Annotated in this window: 12 protein-coding genes and 1 pseudogene; 9 read left to right on the plus strand and 4 right to left on the minus strand. The window is 49.1% G+C overall.

Annotated features, from left to right (window positions below; all coding sequences use genetic code 11):
• Positions 1-155: 155 nt before the first annotated feature.
• Positions 156-1472, plus strand: coding sequence for a polyamine export protein PaeA (gene paeA / locus AC5YBZ_RS01305; RefSeq protein WP_494520297.1), 1317 nt, complete (start codon positions 156-158; stop codon positions 1470-1472).
• A gap of 26 nt (positions 1473-1498) precedes the next feature.
• Here the strand turns inward: paeA and ilvY are convergent, their stop codons facing one another.
• Positions 1499-2407 (minus strand): HTH-type transcriptional activator IlvY, encoded by a 909-nt coding sequence (gene ilvY, locus AC5YBZ_RS01310; RefSeq protein ID WP_494543316.1) that lies wholly within the window; start codon positions 2405-2407, stop codon positions 1499-1501.
• Between the two features lie 179 nt (positions 2408-2586).
• Here ilvY and ilvC point away from each other — a divergent pair, with 179 nt between their 5' ends.
• The 8 genes and pseudogenes from ilvC (at position 2587) to AC5YBZ_RS01350 (ending at position 12436) form a co-directional block, all read left to right on the plus strand.
• Positions 2587-4068 (plus strand): ketol-acid reductoisomerase, encoded by a 1482-nt coding sequence (gene ilvC / locus AC5YBZ_RS01315; RefSeq protein WP_494543317.1) that lies wholly within the window; start codon positions 2587-2589, stop codon positions 4066-4068.
• A 297-nt stretch (positions 4069-4365) separates the two neighbouring features.
• Positions 4366-4461, plus strand: coding sequence for a leader peptide IlvL (locus AC5YBZ_RS01320; RefSeq protein WP_494520296.1), 96 nt, complete (start codon positions 4366-4368; stop codon positions 4459-4461).
• 115 nt (positions 4462-4576) lie between these two features.
• Positions 4577-6250 (plus strand): acetolactate synthase 2 catalytic subunit, encoded by a 1674-nt coding sequence (gene ilvG / locus AC5YBZ_RS01325; RefSeq protein ID WP_494543318.1) that lies wholly within the window; start codon positions 4577-4579, stop codon positions 6248-6250.
• Positions 6247-6549 (plus strand): acetolactate synthase 2 small subunit, encoded by a 303-nt coding sequence (gene ilvM / locus AC5YBZ_RS01330; protein WP_494543319.1) that lies wholly within the window; start codon positions 6247-6249, stop codon positions 6547-6549. The genes ilvG and ilvM overlap by 4 nt, the downstream gene beginning before the upstream one ends.
• Before the next feature lie 22 nt (positions 6550-6571).
• Positions 6572-7495: a branched-chain amino acid transaminase gene (locus AC5YBZ_RS01335; protein WP_494543320.1), complete on the plus strand. Its 924-nt coding sequence runs from the start codon at positions 6572-6574 to the stop codon at positions 7493-7495.
• A gap of 139 nt (positions 7496-7634) precedes the next feature.
• Positions 7635-9485: a dihydroxy-acid dehydratase gene (ilvD, locus tag AC5YBZ_RS01340; RefSeq protein WP_494543321.1), complete on the plus strand. Its 1851-nt coding sequence runs from the start codon at positions 7635-7637 to the stop codon at positions 9483-9485.
• A 1-nt stretch (position 9486) separates the two neighbouring features.
• A complete protein-coding gene (gene ilvA, locus AC5YBZ_RS01345; RefSeq protein WP_494520294.1) occupies positions 9487-11037 on the plus strand; it encodes a threonine ammonia-lyase, biosynthetic in 1551 nt (516 codons plus the stop codon).
• Positions 11038-11294: 257 nt separating this feature from the next.
• A pseudogene (locus tag AC5YBZ_RS01350) lies at positions 11295-12436 on the plus strand (pyridoxal-phosphate-dependent aminotransferase family protein).
• 199 nt (positions 12437-12635) lie between these two features.
• Here the strand turns inward: AC5YBZ_RS01350 and AC5YBZ_RS01355 are convergent.
• The 3 genes from AC5YBZ_RS01355 to AC5YBZ_RS01365 all read right to left on the minus strand — a co-directional run bounded on the left by AC5YBZ_RS01355 (position 12636) and on the right by AC5YBZ_RS01365 (position 15562).
• On the minus strand, positions 12636-13994 hold the full coding sequence (locus tag AC5YBZ_RS01355) for a sodium-dependent transporter (protein ID WP_494543322.1): 1359 nt from the start codon (positions 13992-13994) through the stop codon (positions 12636-12638).
• 287 nt (positions 13995-14281) lie between these two features.
• Positions 14282-14767 carry an Lrp/AsnC family transcriptional regulator gene (locus tag AC5YBZ_RS01360; RefSeq protein WP_494520291.1) on the minus strand — a complete coding sequence of 162 codons (486 nt, stop codon included), beginning with the start codon at positions 14765-14767 and terminating at the stop codon, positions 14282-14284.
• Between the two features lie 24 nt (positions 14768-14791).
• Entirely contained in the window at positions 14792-15562 is a 771-nt protein-coding gene (locus AC5YBZ_RS01365; RefSeq protein WP_494543323.1) for a phosphatase PAP2 family protein, read from the minus strand.
• Positions 15563-15637: the final 75 nt, after the last annotated feature.

A 15637-nucleotide genomic window follows, 5' to 3' on the forward strand; every position in this document is an offset into this window, starting at 1 on the left:
CAGTCCTTGTTGCATCGTGTTGGCACTAGAGCCGATACCATTGGCAGCTCACACCTCATTACGATTAGGCGTACATATGATTTAAACGCAAATGTACCGCCAAGAGGTGGCTGCTCGGTCGCTATTGACCACTGCCTTAAAGAGTTAGGTGTAAAATGAGTTTTGTTGATAATGCATTGATTATTTTGTTGTTAATTGGCATCAGTTGCTTCTTTTCCATGTCTGAAATAGCTTTGGCTGCGGCGCGTAAAATCCGTTTGCGTCAAATGGTCGATGAAGGTGATTTACGCGCGGAAAGAGTGCTTAAACTGCAGGCTCATCCAGGAAGTTTTTTTACTGTCGTACAGATAGGGCTTAATGCTGTGGCGATTATGGGTGGTATTGTCGGTGAGTCGGCATTTACCCCCTATGTTAAAGCGGCTTTAACTGGCTGGGTCACTGAACCTTGGCTGGGGCAGTTAAGCTTTATCTTGTCATTTGCCATCGTTACTAGCCTGTTTATTTTGATCGCCGATTTAATGCCCAAGCGGATCGCGATGGCGATCCCCGAGCGTGTGGCTGTGGCTTTGGTTGGCCCCATGATGTTATGCATAGTGCTACTGCGTCCATTAGTGTGGTTTTTTAATGGCTTAGCCACTTTTGTGTTTAGAATATTGCAAATTCAAACCGTACGTAATGATCAGGTTACCTCGGATGATATTTACGCGGTTATGGCCGCAGGGACCGAGGCGGGCGTACTCGATAAGGGTGAGCAGCAGATGATGGAGAATGTGTTTGAAATGCAAACCGTTCCCGTCACTTCGGCGATGACGGCACGTGAGAGCCTAGTCTATTTTCTGCTGCAGGACAGCGAAGAAGATATTAAGCGTAAAATCACGAACGATCCACATACCAAGTTTTTAGTGTGTGATGGACAGCTTGATTGCATTAAAGGGGTGGTTGACGCTAAGGAGTTGTTGATCCAAGTGATTAATGGCCAAAGCATCACCCTTAAGGGCAGCCCATTGGTGCGTAATTGCTTAATTATCCCTGATAGTTTGAGCCTGTCTGAAACCATGGAATATTTTAAAAATACCCGCTCAGATTTTGCCGTGGTGATGAATGAATATGCCTTGGTTGTGGGGATTGTTACCACTAATGACCTGCAAAGCGCGGTGATGGGCGCGTGGTCGCTGCACGAGAGTGAAGAGCAGATCATTGCCCGTGATAAAGACTCATGGCTGGTGGATGGGGTAACGCCCATCACAGATGTGATGCGTGCCTTTAACATTGAGCAATTTCCACAAAGCCAAAATTACGAAACCATTGCCGGCTTTATGATGCATATGCTGCGTAAAATACCTAAGCGTACCGAGTTTGTTAATTACGCTGGTTACAAGTTTGAAGTGGTCGATATTGATGCCTACAAAGTTGACCAGTTGATGGTGACACGCATCGATAAGCAGGATGAACTTTTGCTCCCCATCGACTAGTTGCACAAGTTGACCGCCAGTGCTGGTTAACTCTTTGGCGTGATTGATGACATTCTCATGCGTTGTAACTCTTGCAGAAATGCCGCGATGACGGGCTCGTCTTCGCGGCTTTTTTTACTGCAACACCCCAACTCAAAAGGCGCAATCGCTACTGGCGACGCTAACTGCTGGATCCTATCTTTTACCGGGCTGTTATTGATCACCACCTCTGGAGTAATACTGACGCCACAGCCTAGCGCGACCATAGAGGCAATGGCTTCTTGGCCAGAGACTTGGGCATAGACATTGGCATTAAGCCCTAACTGCTTAAACCAGTTATCAATACGTTGCCGCCCCGGACCATGTTCGGGGATGATAAACGGCAGCCTATCCCAGGGAATATACGACTCACACAGTAACTCCTGCACCGCACATTTAAACGTAGGCGCGATGATAACAAGGGGGACATCGTCGATTTTAATAAAGCTGAGTGATTCTGGCAGGGTGTCTGGTTTGGCGGCGATACCAATATCGGCACGGTTTTGTTTCACCATATCCACAGCATTAGCCGCATCGCCAGTGATGAGGGCGATTTCCACCAATGGATGCTCGCTTCTAAAGCGGTCCAATAACCCGGGCAGATGGCTATATGCTGCCGTTACCGAGCAGTAAAGATTAAGTCGGCCGCGTAATCTATCTTGCTTAGGATCGAGCCGATATTTCAGTTTGTTCCAATTATCTAAAGTTTGTTCGGCAAAGTGGCGATATTCCACCCCAGCACTTGTGAGGGTCACGCTGCGGTTATCCCGTTCAAACAGTTTTGCGCCTGCCTCCTCCTCTAGGCGCTGCATAGCGCGGCTTAATGTTGAAGGACTCACATGCATCTGCTGCGCGGTTTTCGCAAAGTGCAGGCAGTTAGACAGGTGCAGATACAATTTAATGGTGCGAATATCCACGAAATCCCCTCGGTGCCTTGTAGTGTAAACTTAATGGTATTGTTGCATAAAATGCAATGTGATGTTTCGAATATATCATTTTAAGCAATAAGCACCATAGGCTATAGTGATTTTAATCACAGCTTAGCCATCGTCGGTTGAGCCCGTTTTTAAGTCCTCACTCAAAGGTGGAATATCTGATGGCTAACTATTTTAATTCTCTGAATTTGCGTCAACAATTAGCACAGCTAGGTCAATGTCGTTTCATGGACCGCAGCGAATTTAGCCAAGGCTGTGATTACATTAAAGAGTGGAATATTGTGATCCTAGGTTGTGGCGCTCAAGGCCTTAACCAAGGTTTGAACATGCGTGATTCGGGCCTCAATATCTCATTTGCACTTCGCCCACAGGCGATTGCAGAAAAGCGCGCTTCATATCAAAAGGCGACCGGTAACGGTTTCCGCGTAGGTACGTTCGAAGAGCTCATTCCTGATGCGGATTTAGTGCTTAACCTGACTCCCGATAAACAGCACACCGACGCCGTTAACAGTGTGATGCCATTGATGAAAGAGGGCGCAGTGCTGTCTTACTCTCATGGCTTCAATATTGTCGAAGAGGGAATGCAAGTGCGCCCAGATATCACGGTGATCATGGTAGCGCCTAAGTGCCCGGGCACTGAGGTTCGTGAAGAGTATAAGCGTGGTTTTGGTGTACCAACCCTGATTGCTGTCCACCCAGAAAACGATCCTAAGGGTGACGGTTTTGAAGTGGCTAAAGCGTATGCGAGCGCCACGGGCGGTGACCGCGCTGGCGTGCTGCACTCATCATTTATCGCCGAAGTGAAATCTGATCTGATGGGTGAGCAAACTATTTTATGTGGCATGCTGCAAACGGGTGCTATTTTAGGTTATGACAAGCTCGTTGCCGACGGTGTAGAGCCTGGTTACGCGGCGAAATTGATCCAACAAGGCTGGGAAACCACCACCGAAGCACTTAAGCACGGTGGTATCACTCACATGATGGATCGCCTATCTAACCCTGCAAAAATTAAAGCCTTTGAGATGGCAGAAGAGCTAAAAGGCATTCTGGCGCCGTTATTTGAAAAGCACATGGATGACATCATCAGTGGTGAGTTTTCGAAAACCATGATGGCAGACTGGGCTAATGATGACGCTAACTTGCTTAAGTGGCGCAGCGAGACCAATGAAACTGGTTTTGAAAATGCGCCACAGTGCGACGAAGCGATTGATGAGCAAGCCTATTTTGACAAAGGTATCTTCCTTGTCGCCATGATTAAAGCGGGCGTTGAGCTTGCGTTCGATACTATGGTGTCAGCCGGTATTGTTGAAGAGTCAGCTTACTACGAGTCACTGCATGAAACGCCGCTTATCGCCAACACCATTGCACGTAAGCGCCTGTATGAGATGAACGTGGTTATTTCTGATACCGCCGAATATGGCTGTTACCTATTTAACCACGCAGCAGTGCCATTACTGCGTGATTATGTCAACCAGATGTCGCCAGAGTACTTAGGCGGTGGGCTTAAAGATGAGGGGAATGGTGTCGATAACCTGCGCTTAATCGAGGTTAACGATGCGATTCGTCATACCGCCGTTGAATATATCGGTGCTGAACTTCGCGGTTATATGACCGAAATGAAGCGCATCGTTGAAGAAGCATAATCAGTTTTAATGTTATCGCGACCAGAGCCCAGCTTAGCCAGTGGGCTTTGGCGGCGCAATGACCCGATTTATAGGCTCAATGATAAAAACAGAGCCAATGGTTTACTTAAAGTGAGCAGGCCATTGCCGCGAAGTTAGCGAATGAGGGTCAGTGTTTGACCCAAAGGATTCACTGTTTCGTTTGATGGTCATCAGTTTTGGTTGTGTTATTCACAGGCTTTGTGATATTGATTAAAAGGTCTACTAAAACTAGACGCCAATTTAAGCAAACACACTGATTAGGAATACCCATACACCATGTTTAACCAAGCTGCCCTGCTCATTATCGAGATTATTACCGTGGTGATTATTAAATCACAGCGGGGGCATCGTATGGCGCATCAAACCACCTAATTAGGTCAAGATTGCAACAAGAACCCCCGCTCCTAAAGGACCGGGGGTTTTTTGTTTTTAGCGGTTTACGCCGTTTGCTTAACCCCGACAACACTTACAATGCAGGATGTAGCACATGGAACCAGGGCAGCAGATCAGAGGCGCAGACGCCGTTATCAAAGTACTTGCCGCGCATGGCGTAACCACAGTATTTGGTTATCCAGGCGGCGCAATTATGCCCATCTATGACGCCCTGTATGGCGCGCCAGTTGAACATCTGCTCAGTCGTCATGAGCAAGGCGCCGCATTTGCTGCTGTAGGCTACGCTAGAGCGAGCGGTAAAACAGGGGTCTGTTTTGCAACATCGGGGCCGGGTGCCACCAATCTTGTGACCGCGCTGGCTGATGCCCTGCTTGATTCAGTTCCCTTAGTCGCCATCACAGGCCAAGTTTCTACCGCCGTGATTGGCACCGATGCCTTTCAGGAGATCGATGTACTGGGTATGTCGCTGTCGTGTACCAAACATAGCTTTATGGTGACTGATATCGACGAGCTTGTACCGACGCTATATCGCGCCTTTGACATTGCCGCATCTGGCCGTCCAGGTCCTGTTCTGGTTGATATTCCTAAAGATATTCAAATAGCCATGCTCGATTATAAAGCCCCGCTATTAGGCTTAACAGCTGAGCCTCAGGCAGATGCGAGTCAGCTTGAAGCAGCCAGGGGGCTGCTCGTACAATCGAGCAAACCCATGCTTTACGTGGGTGGCGGCGTTGGCATGGCGGGCGCGGTTGAGCAGCTTAGAGATTTTATTGATGTGACTGGCATCCCCTCGGTAGCGACGCTCAAAGGGCTTGGCTGTATTGCCCATGATAGTGAAGGTTACTTAGGTATGCTGGGGATGCATGGCGGCAAAGCGGCTAATATTGCCGTGCAGGAGTGCGATTTACTTATCGTGGTTGGTGCGCGTTTCGATGACCGCGTGACGGGGCGGTTAGCCTCCTTTGCCGAACATGCCAAAGTATTGCATCTGGATATCGATGTCGCCGAGCTTGGCAAGTTGCGTCGCCCTGATGTGGCCATTGCTGGCGATCTACGCCAAATCTTGCCAGCTATCGCCCAGCGAATGGCTATTGCCCCTTGGCAAGCTGAAGTTGCAGGTTTGAAGGCACAACATCAATGGAATTATGACCGGCCAGGCGAGCTGATTTTTGCACCTAAAATGCTCAATAGTTTGGCAAATAAATTACCCGAAGACAGTGTGATTGCCTGTGATGTGGGTCAGCACCAGATGTGGGTTGCGCAGCACATGTGGTTTCGACGCCCAGAAGATCATCTGTCCAGCGCTGGCCTTGGCACTATGGGCTTTGGTTTGCCGGCGGCGATTGGCGCAAAAGTCGCACGCCCCGATGCCTGTGTGGTCGCGGTGTCAGGTGATGGTTCCTTTATGATGAATGTGCAGGAGCTCACCACAGTTAAGCGTCGTCAAATTCCCCTCAAAATTTTGCTTATCGACAATCAGAAGTTGGGCATGGTTAAACAGTGGCAACAGCTGTTTTTTGAAGAGCGCTTTAGTGAAACCGACCTGTCCGATAACCCTGATTTTGTCACTATGGCGTCGGCGTTTGATATTCCAGGGCGCACCATTACCCACAGCGCGGAGGTTGACGCTGCGCTTGATGAAATGCTTAACACCCAAGGGCCGTTTCTGCTGCATGTGAGGATCGATGAAGCCCATAACGTATGGCCTCTGGTACCTCCTGGGGCATGTAACCGCGACATGATGGATGAGATGGAGAAACAGACATGATCTATAACCTAGCCTTAACCTTAGCTCAGCAGCCCGAAGTGTTAGAGCGCGTATTACGTGTCGTGCGCCATCGCGGTTTTAAAATCACTACCCTAGATATGCAACTGGCTGCTAACGGCACCACACAGGTCGACATGGTGGTGGAGAGTGAGCGAGCCCTAGAGCTGCTCAGCCATCAGCTCAATAAACTGATTGATGTCACCGAGTGCCAAGTGTTATCGGCTGAACAGCTATCAACAAAACTCACGACAAGACTATCTACAACACAAATACAACCCGCTAGTGCCCTAAACGCATAAGCCCTATAGATGAGAAAATATTATGGCCGCAAAAACTGCAGAATTGATTTGGTTTAATGGTGAGATCATGCCGTGGGGCGATGCTAAGGTGCATGTCATGTCGCATGCGCTGCATTATGGCACCTCGGTATTTGAGGGAATTCGAGTTTATGCGACTCATCTTGGCCCAGCGGGTTTTCGTCTAACTGAACATGTGCAGCGACTGTATGATTCGGCAAAAATATACCGTATGCCAATTCCTTATCGCTTTGAGCAAACGATGCAAGCCTGCCGAGATATTGTGCTTGCCAACAAGTTAGATGGTGCCTATATCCGCCCATTGGCGTTTTATGGTGATGTGGGCATGGGGATCACTCCGCCTAAAGATGCCAAATGTGAATTAATGGTGGCTGCGTTTCCTTGGGGCGCCTACTTAGGTGAAGACAGCATGGAGCGCGGCGTCGATGTGGCGGTAACTTCTTGGAATCGTCTGGCGCCAAATACCATTCCGACTGGAGCAAAAGCCGGTGGTAACTATCTGTCATCTTTGCAAATTTCCACAGAAGCAAAACGTAATGGCTTTGACGAAGGTATCGCTCTCGATGTCAATGGCCTCGTCAGCGAAGCCGCGGGCGCTAATCTGTTCGTCATTAAAAAGTATAAGCTGTATACCCCGCCAGCCACGGCAGCGATCTTAATGGGCATCACCCGTGACACCATTATTACCTTGGCGCGAGATAAAGGTTATGAAGTGGTGGAAGAGCCGATGTCGCGCGAGTTTTTATATTTAGCCGATGAGATTTTTATGACAGGTACCGCGGCCGAAATTGTGCCGGTGCGAAGTGTGGATCGTATCGAGGTAGGCGTGGGTAAGCGCGGGCCTATTACTAAAGACATTCAAGCGAGCTTCTTTGGCTTGTTTAACGGTGAAACAGAAGACAAATGGGGCTGGCTAGAGCCGCTCTAAATGGCTTGCCATTTTTTCATCCGTTAGCCTCGATTTACGATAAGATGAGTGAAAGTCCGATAATGCGAACGCATTATCAAAGGGCAACATTAAATACTAGGCATGACAATGACCTAGCGACAAAAAAGGAAGTAGTCTCATGGCTAAATTACGTTCAGCTACCAGTACCGAAGGTCGCAATATGGCCGGTGCTCGTGCACTTTGGCGAGCGACAGGGGTAAAAGATAACGATTTCGGTAAGCCGATTATTGCCATTGCCAACTCCTTTACTCAGTTTGTGCCGGGGCATGTGCACCTTAAAGATATGGGCTCGTTAGTGGCGGGCGCGATTGAAGAAGCCGGCGGTATCGCCAAAGAGTTTAATACCATCGCGGTTGATGATGGTATTGCCATGGGGCACGGCGGCATGCTCTATAGCCTACCGTCACGTGAGCTGATCGCCGATAGCGTTGAGTATATGGTTAATGCCCACTGCGCCGATGCGTTAGTGTGTATCTCAAACTGCGACAAGATCACCCCTGGTATGTTAATGGCGGCGCTACGTCTTAATATTCCTGTGGTGTTTGTTTCGGGCGGGCCGATGGAAGCGGGCAAGACTAAGCTATCGGATAAGATCATTAAGCTGGATCTGGTCGATGCCATGGTGGCCGCGGCTGATGACCGTATCTCAGATGAAGACAGTGAAAAAATTGAGCGTAGCGCCTGCCCAACATGCGGCTCATGTTCAGGCATGTTTACCGCCAACTCAATGAACTGTTTGACCGAAGCGCTAGGTTTATCTTTGCCGGGTAATGGTTCGATGCTCGCTACCCATGCCGATCGCCGTGAACTCTTTTTAGAGGCGGGTCGCCGCGTGATGGCGCTGGCGACTCGCTACTATAAGCATGACGATGAATCAGCCTTGCCACGCAATATTGCCAACTTTAAAGCGTTCGAGAACGCCATGGCACTGGATATCGCCATGGGCGGCTCGTCCAATACCGTATTGCATCTGTTAGCAGCGGCTCAAGAGGGCGGCGTCGATTTTACCATGGCCGATATCGATAGAATGTCGCGTCAGGTGCCGCACCTTTGTAAAGTGGCGCCATCGACACCCAAGTATCATATGGAAGATGTCCATCGTGCTGGTGGCGTAATGGGCATTTTAGGTGAGCTAGACAGAGCCGGCTTGCTGCATACTGATGTGAGCCATGTTGCCGGTAAAAACCTTAAAGCGGTATTGGCTAAATATGATATCGCCCAAAGCAGTGATGCAGCGGTGCACAAGTTTTTCTCTGCAGGGCCAGCCGGTATTCCAACAACCAAAGCCTTTAGCCAAGATTGCCGCTGGCCAAGTGTCGATGTCGACCGTAAAGCGGGCTGCATTCGTACCCGTGAATTTGCGTTTAGCCAAGAGGGTGGCCTAGCTGTCTTGTCGGGCAATATTGCGCTGGATGGTTGTATCGTCAAAACCGCTGGCGTCGATGAAGCTAATCATACCTTTGTGGGCAGTGCTCGAGTCTATGAAAGCCAAGATGATGCCGTCGCCGGTATCTTAGGTGGTGAAGTGGTTGCGGGTGATGTGGTGGTCATTCGCTATGAAGGCCCTAAAGGTGGCCCTGGCATGCAAGAGATGCTTTACCCAACCAGTTACTTGAAATCTAAAGGCTTAGGTGCGGCTTGTGCGCTTATCACCGATGGTCGATTCTCTGGCGGCACATCGGGTTTATCCATAGGTCACGTCTCTCCAGAAGCGGCTGCGGGTGGCACTATCGGGCTAGTTGAAACCGGCGATCGAATCGAAATCGATATTCCTGCACGTACTATTAAGCTGGCGGTTAGCGAGATAGAGCTGGCGAGTCGCCGCGCAGCGATGCAGGCGCGTGGCAAACTGGCGTGGAAACCCAAAGATCGACAACGCGCGGTATCGCTTGCGCTTAAAGCCTACGCCATGCTTGCCACCAGTGCCGATAAAGGCGCTGTGCGAGATGTTAGTAAGCTGGAGGATTAATATGTTGGCATTAGCCTCACAATCTCAGTTAGATTTAGCGCACTATTATCTGCAGAAGATCTTACTCTCCTCTGTCTATGATGTGGCTAAAATCACCCCGCTTTCTAGCCTAAATAAGCTCTCTGCGCGTTTGGGCTGCCAAGTGTTTCTTAAGCGCGAAGATATGCAGCCTGTACACTCGTTTAAGCTGCGCGGGGCTTATAATCGTATCGCTCAGCTTGATGCAAAAGAGTGTGAGCGCGGCGTCGTGTGCGCCTCTGCCGGCAATCACGCCCAAGGTGTGGCGATGTCTGCTTCGGCGCGCGGGATCAGTGCTGTGATCGTGATGCCAGAAACCACACCCGAAATTAAAGTCGATGCGGTGCGCCGCCTGGGTGGCAATGTGGTGCTGCATGGCCAGTCTTTCGATATGGCCAATGAGTATGCCCAGCAACTCGCTCAAGATGAGGGGCGCGTGTATGTCGCCCCGTTTGATGATGAAGCGGTTATTGCAGGTCAAGGTACGATTGCACAAGAGATGTTGCAGCAACAGCGCGATCTCGAGGTGATCTTTGTGCCCGTTGGCGGTGGCGGCTTAATCGCAGGCATCGCCGCGTATTACAAAGCGGTGATGCCGCAGGTGAAGATTATCGGGGTTGAGCCGGAAGACTCTGCCTGCCTAAAAGCGGCGCTTGCAGCCGATGAACGTGTAGTGTTATCGCAAGTAGGGTTATTTGCCGATGGCGTGGCGGTAAAACAGATTGGTGCAGAGCCTTTTCGTTTGGCGCGAGAATATGTCGACCACGTGGTGACCGTTACCTCAGATGAGATTTGCGCCGCGGTTAAAGATATTTTTGAAGACACCCGTGCCATCGCAGAGCCCGCAGGTGCCTTATCACTGGCTGGACTGAAAAAATATATCGGTGATGAAGGCAAAGGTCAGAAGGTGGCTGCCATCTTGAGCGGTGCCAACGTTAACTTTCACAGCCTGCGTTATGTGTCGGAGCGCTGTGAGCTGGGTGAGCAAAAAGAGGCTATTTTGGCGGTTAAAGTGCCAGAACGTCCCGGAATCTTTTTACGCTTTTGTGAGCTGTTAGATAAGCGTGCTATGACCGAGTTTAACTATCGTTTCTCTAGCCGTGATAAGGCGGTGGTGTTTGCGGGTATTCGCCTGTCACATGGTCAGAGCGAGCTCGATGAGATCATCGCGAGATTAGAGGGCGATGGTTTTGAAGTGCAAGATCTCTCCCATGACGAGACGGCTAAACTGCATGTACGTTATATGGTGGGGGGGCATCCGCCAGAAGAACTCGATGAGCGCCTGTTTAGCTTTGAGTTTCCAGAGCACCCAGGCGCCTTGTTTAAGTTTTTGACGACCTTGCAGAGCAAATGGAATATCAGCCTGTTTCATTATCGCAATCATGGCGCTGCCTATGGGCGCGTACTTGCTGGCTTTGAAGTGCCAGAAAGCGATGCTATCGCGTTTCAGCAGTTTCTAACCGATGTGGGCTTTGTCTATCAAGAGGAAACCCATAGTCCAGCTTATAAGCTGTTTTTAGATAATCGACAGTAGTCGATATGCTTGCGGCTAAATGAGACGATTTTAGGACGCTGTTGCGTCCTTTTATATGTTATCTTGCTATGGGTAACACATTGAATTCGAATACTAAGCACGAATAATTAATGACTCTAATAAGATGCTACTCATGGCACAGACATAACTGTGAATACGTAGGGATGTGGTAGGCAGGCTTAAATCTCGTCATCACATAAACCAACAGTTAGCCCGAACCCTAATGGATAAAGCGAAGGCTTTATAGAGGATATAAGATGTTAGCAGCACCGAAAGTAAACGCATTTACCCCCCCACGTAGGATCCTTATGGGACCAGGCCCGTCCGATGTACATCCTGAGGTATTAGCGGCACAGGCGAGACCCACTATAGGTCATCTCGATCCGCTATTTGTGGGTATGATGGATGAACTCAAATCACTGATCCAATATGCCTTTCAAACTGAAAATGCCATGACCCTCGCAGTATCGGCGCCAGGCAGCGCGGGGATGGAAACCTGTTTTGTTAATTTAGTTGAGCCCGGCGAAAAAGTGATTGTGTGCCGTAATGGGGTATTCGGTGAGCGGATGCGTCAAAACGTTGAGCGCGTTGGTGCAACTGCGGTGGTCGTCGATAACGAGTGGGGCACGCCCGTTTCAGTTAGCGATGTTGAGGCTGCACTAAAAGCTAACCCTGATGCGAAGTTTTTAGCCTTTGTCCACGCAGAAACCTCAACTGGCGCATTGTCAGATGCCAAGAGCTTGTGTGCCTTAGCTAAACAGCATGATTGTCTCTCTATCGTCGATGCAGTGACCTCTTTAGGCGGCGTGGAGCTTAAAGTGGATGAATGGGGCATAGATGCGATTTACTCGGGCAGCCAAAAATGTCTCTCCTGCGTACCAGGGTTATCGCCAGTGTCATTTTCGCCTGCGGCGGTAGAGAAGCTTAAAGCACGTAAAACCCCGGTACAGAGCTGGTTTTTAGATCAAAGCCTAGTGATGGGCTATTGGAGCGGCGATCAAGCTGCGGGTGGCAAGCGCAGCTATCATCATACCGCTCCGGTGAATGCGCTGTATGGATTGCATGAATCACTTCGTTTGCTTGCCGAAGAAGGGCTCGAAAATGCATGGGCACGTCATCAAAACATACATCAAGTGCTGCGCGAAGGGCTGGAGTCATTAGGGCTTAAGTTTGTAGTCGATGAGCAATCTCGTTTGCCGCAACTCAATGCTGTCTATATTCCTGAAGGGGTAGATGATACCTTAGTGCGTAAGCAGTTATTGGAAAACTATAACTTAGAGATAGGCGCTGCCTTGGCGCATTAGCCGGTAAAGCATGGCGTATCGGTTTGATGGGCTTTAGCGCAAGACGTGAGAACGTGGCGTTATGTTTACGAGCGCTTGAAGAGGTACTGCGTTAGTCACGGCTGATGGCTGGCACACAAAAAAGGGGAAATTAAATTCCCCTTTTTTGTGGCTGATAATTAACGTTATAGCAAACAGGATCACCATTGCTGTTAAGCGAATTTGATGGTGAAGACTTTAAAAGATCGGTCAATGGCTCATTTTAACTCTGAATTGAGCAGCATTAATCAAGCGGTGCCTTTGAGCTATTAATGGTTAACCAGAAACCAACTGCACTATGATAAGGGTGATTAATAACGGACAAACAAATTTGACGTACACAGGCCAAGTCTTCCAAAAAAGACCATCGGCATTGGCGCCTTCTTGGGCTCGGATTGTTGTAATGAGGCTGTGTCGGTTCCATACCCAGCCAAGGTAGATAGCGATACCCAAAGCAATCAGGGGCTGGGCGCGCTCGGTAGTTATGGTGATCATCAAGCCAAACAACTGCTCAAAGTTAAACACCATGATCGTCGACAGAAGGGTGATAACGCTCGCTACCAAATAGGTGGCGCGGTGGCGCTCTATGTTGGTTTTCTCAACAATATAGCTGGTCGGTACTTCGACTATTGAGATAGCGGAAGTTAAGCCTGCAATGGTCATCAGTATGAAAAAGATGATGGCAATCAGCGGCCCTAGCACACCACCTAAGGTGTCAAACAGGGCGGGCAATACCGTAAATACCAGAGTATCGGCATTTAACAGGCTGCCGTCGGCGCTGAAGATCTGCACGCCATTATGCTGCGCCGCATACATGGCCGGGATGATCATTAACGCCGCAAGAAAGGCCACACAGGTGTCGGTTAAGGTGACATAAGCGGAGAGCGTAGCAATGTTTTCCTGCTTATTGAGGTAGGCGCCGTATACCATCATAGCGCCAGTTCCAATGGTCAGAGAAAAGAAGGTCTGCCCTAGCGCACCGACTAAGACCTCGGTTTCCCAAATCCGGCTAAAATCAGGCACCAGTAGTGCAGTTAACCCGTCAGCAGCACCGGGCTGAGTAAGAATATAACCAACGCCCATCACCAATATTACCAACAGCAGTGGCATTAGCCGTTTAGACCAACACTCTATACCTTGTTGCACGCCCTGGCGGATCACCATGATCACTAGCAGGGTGAAGATGATGGTGAAAACCAGATTACGCTCTACAGAGAAGGCCATTAGCCAGTTGGCCGCCTGTTCAAAACCTGATAGTTGGGCGATAGGCGCGATGGCAAAACTGACAAACCAGCCAGATAAGATCATATAAAAAGTGCAGATCAAGGTGGCGGTGATGATAGAAGCAAAACCGATCACTTTACCGACATAACGACTGTAAGAGGATTGAGCGATATTAGCCATAGCGTCGGCAGGGTTGGTTTGCCCATGGCGGCCAATCATCAGCTCGGCAACTAACATGGGATAGCCAAGGATAAGGATGAGAACCAGATAAACCAGTAAAAATGCACCACCACCATGAGTGGCGGCTTGGGTTGGAAAGCCCCAGATGTTACCAACACCGACAGCGCTGCCCGCTGCGGCCATAATGAAGCCAACTCTTGAACTAAAATGGCTTGAATCGTTTGAACTCATTGCGTTGTGCGCTCCTTTAGCAAAGAGGCCGCATCATAGCGCTTGTAACGATTAGGTCAATAGGTTGAAATTGCGAGATTATTATTTATGGGGGGTGATTGTTTTTGTTGTTTGGCATTTTTACGATTTATTCTTGCTGTTAGATTCATTTTGGTGCGATTTTATTGTTCTGAGTTGCAGGTGTGGTTATGTGACGCAATTAGATTGCGTGAGTAAATAATCGCTAATGGGTGCTGATTATCGCAATGTTTGGCTGATGTTTGGCTGATGTTTAGCTTACGATGAGTTTAGTCATGTGACTTGGGGAGTGGTATGGCGGTGTGGTTTTTTGCTTGTTTGAGCACAAAGCTTGAGCGAATACCGGCGATATCTTGGTTGGTAGTGAGCTTCTCTAGCAAGAAGTGTTTAAAAGCCGCCATATCAGCGACTAACACCTTGAGCTGGTAGTCGGCGTCACTGCCGGTGAGTAGGCAACATTCGAGCACCTCGTCGTAGCGGTTCATCGCTTGTTCAAAGGCATTGAGAACCCCTTGGCTGTGTTTTTCCAGTCTGACCTGTACATAGGCTGTTAAATGCAGATTAAAGAAGTCTGGACTCACCAAGGTGGCGTAGCCAGTAATAATGCCACTATCTTCAAGGGCTTTGACGCGGCGCGAGCAGGGGGAGGGAGATAGGCCAACTAACGCGGCCAGTTCTTGATTCGATAAGCGCCCATGTTGTTGAAGTAGCGATAGGATTTTAATATCAATTTTATCGAGTTGCATTGTCGTCATCGGGTGCTCGTTAATAAGGTGCCGCTAAGGGGCGTCGTGGGGTGATACCGTTGCCATAGCGGGTAATAGTTTTTGCTGGAACTGAATGATAATCGCGATACACAATAAGGCCATTACCCCGCCGATAACCGTTGCTGCCAGTACATCTTGCGACCAATGCATTCCCAGTAACATGCGGCTTAACCCCATGGTTAAACTCCATAATCCTAATAATGATGGCAACAGGTATTGACCGCTCAGTAAGAGAAAATAACTTAACACCATCGATAAGGTGACGGCAAATAAGGTGTGGCCCGAAGGGAAAGAGAAGCCGACTTCGTGTTGCCAGTGATCGGCAATTTTATTCGACAACCTGATCTCGGGTTCAGTGGTCACTAATGGGGTGTTTGTAAGTTGGCTAAGGGCGTGGCCCAACATTGGGCGGCGCTGTGTGGCCGGAAGTTGATAAAACGCTTCTAATTGCAGTAGGCTTTGCTGCGCCATCAAAGCCGCGTTGGGTCTGGGCTCGCCAAAAAAAGGTTTCAGAAAATGGTTGAGCCCCAAGGTGGTAAACATGCTCAGGTCTACGGCAAATACCAGCGCGATAAACTGTCGTTGAGGCACCATGGTATAGCAAATAGCGAGTAACACTAGAGTGGTTAAAGCACCATAGGGCGCAGTGCCAGAGGTCGTTACCCAATAGAGTAATTCAGCCAAGGGAGAATCAAGCGCGATTAACGGAAATAGCGACGTACCATTTAGCAATAGCACTGTAGGTACTAGCAGTATGAGTAACCATCCGATAGTCAGTGCCAATAATAAGCGCCTCGAGAGCGTCAAAATGTTACCTTGCCCAAAAGTTACCTCGCACAAAAGCCATTAAATCAAAGA

Source organism: Shewanella sp. 553, from assembly GCF_059338375.1.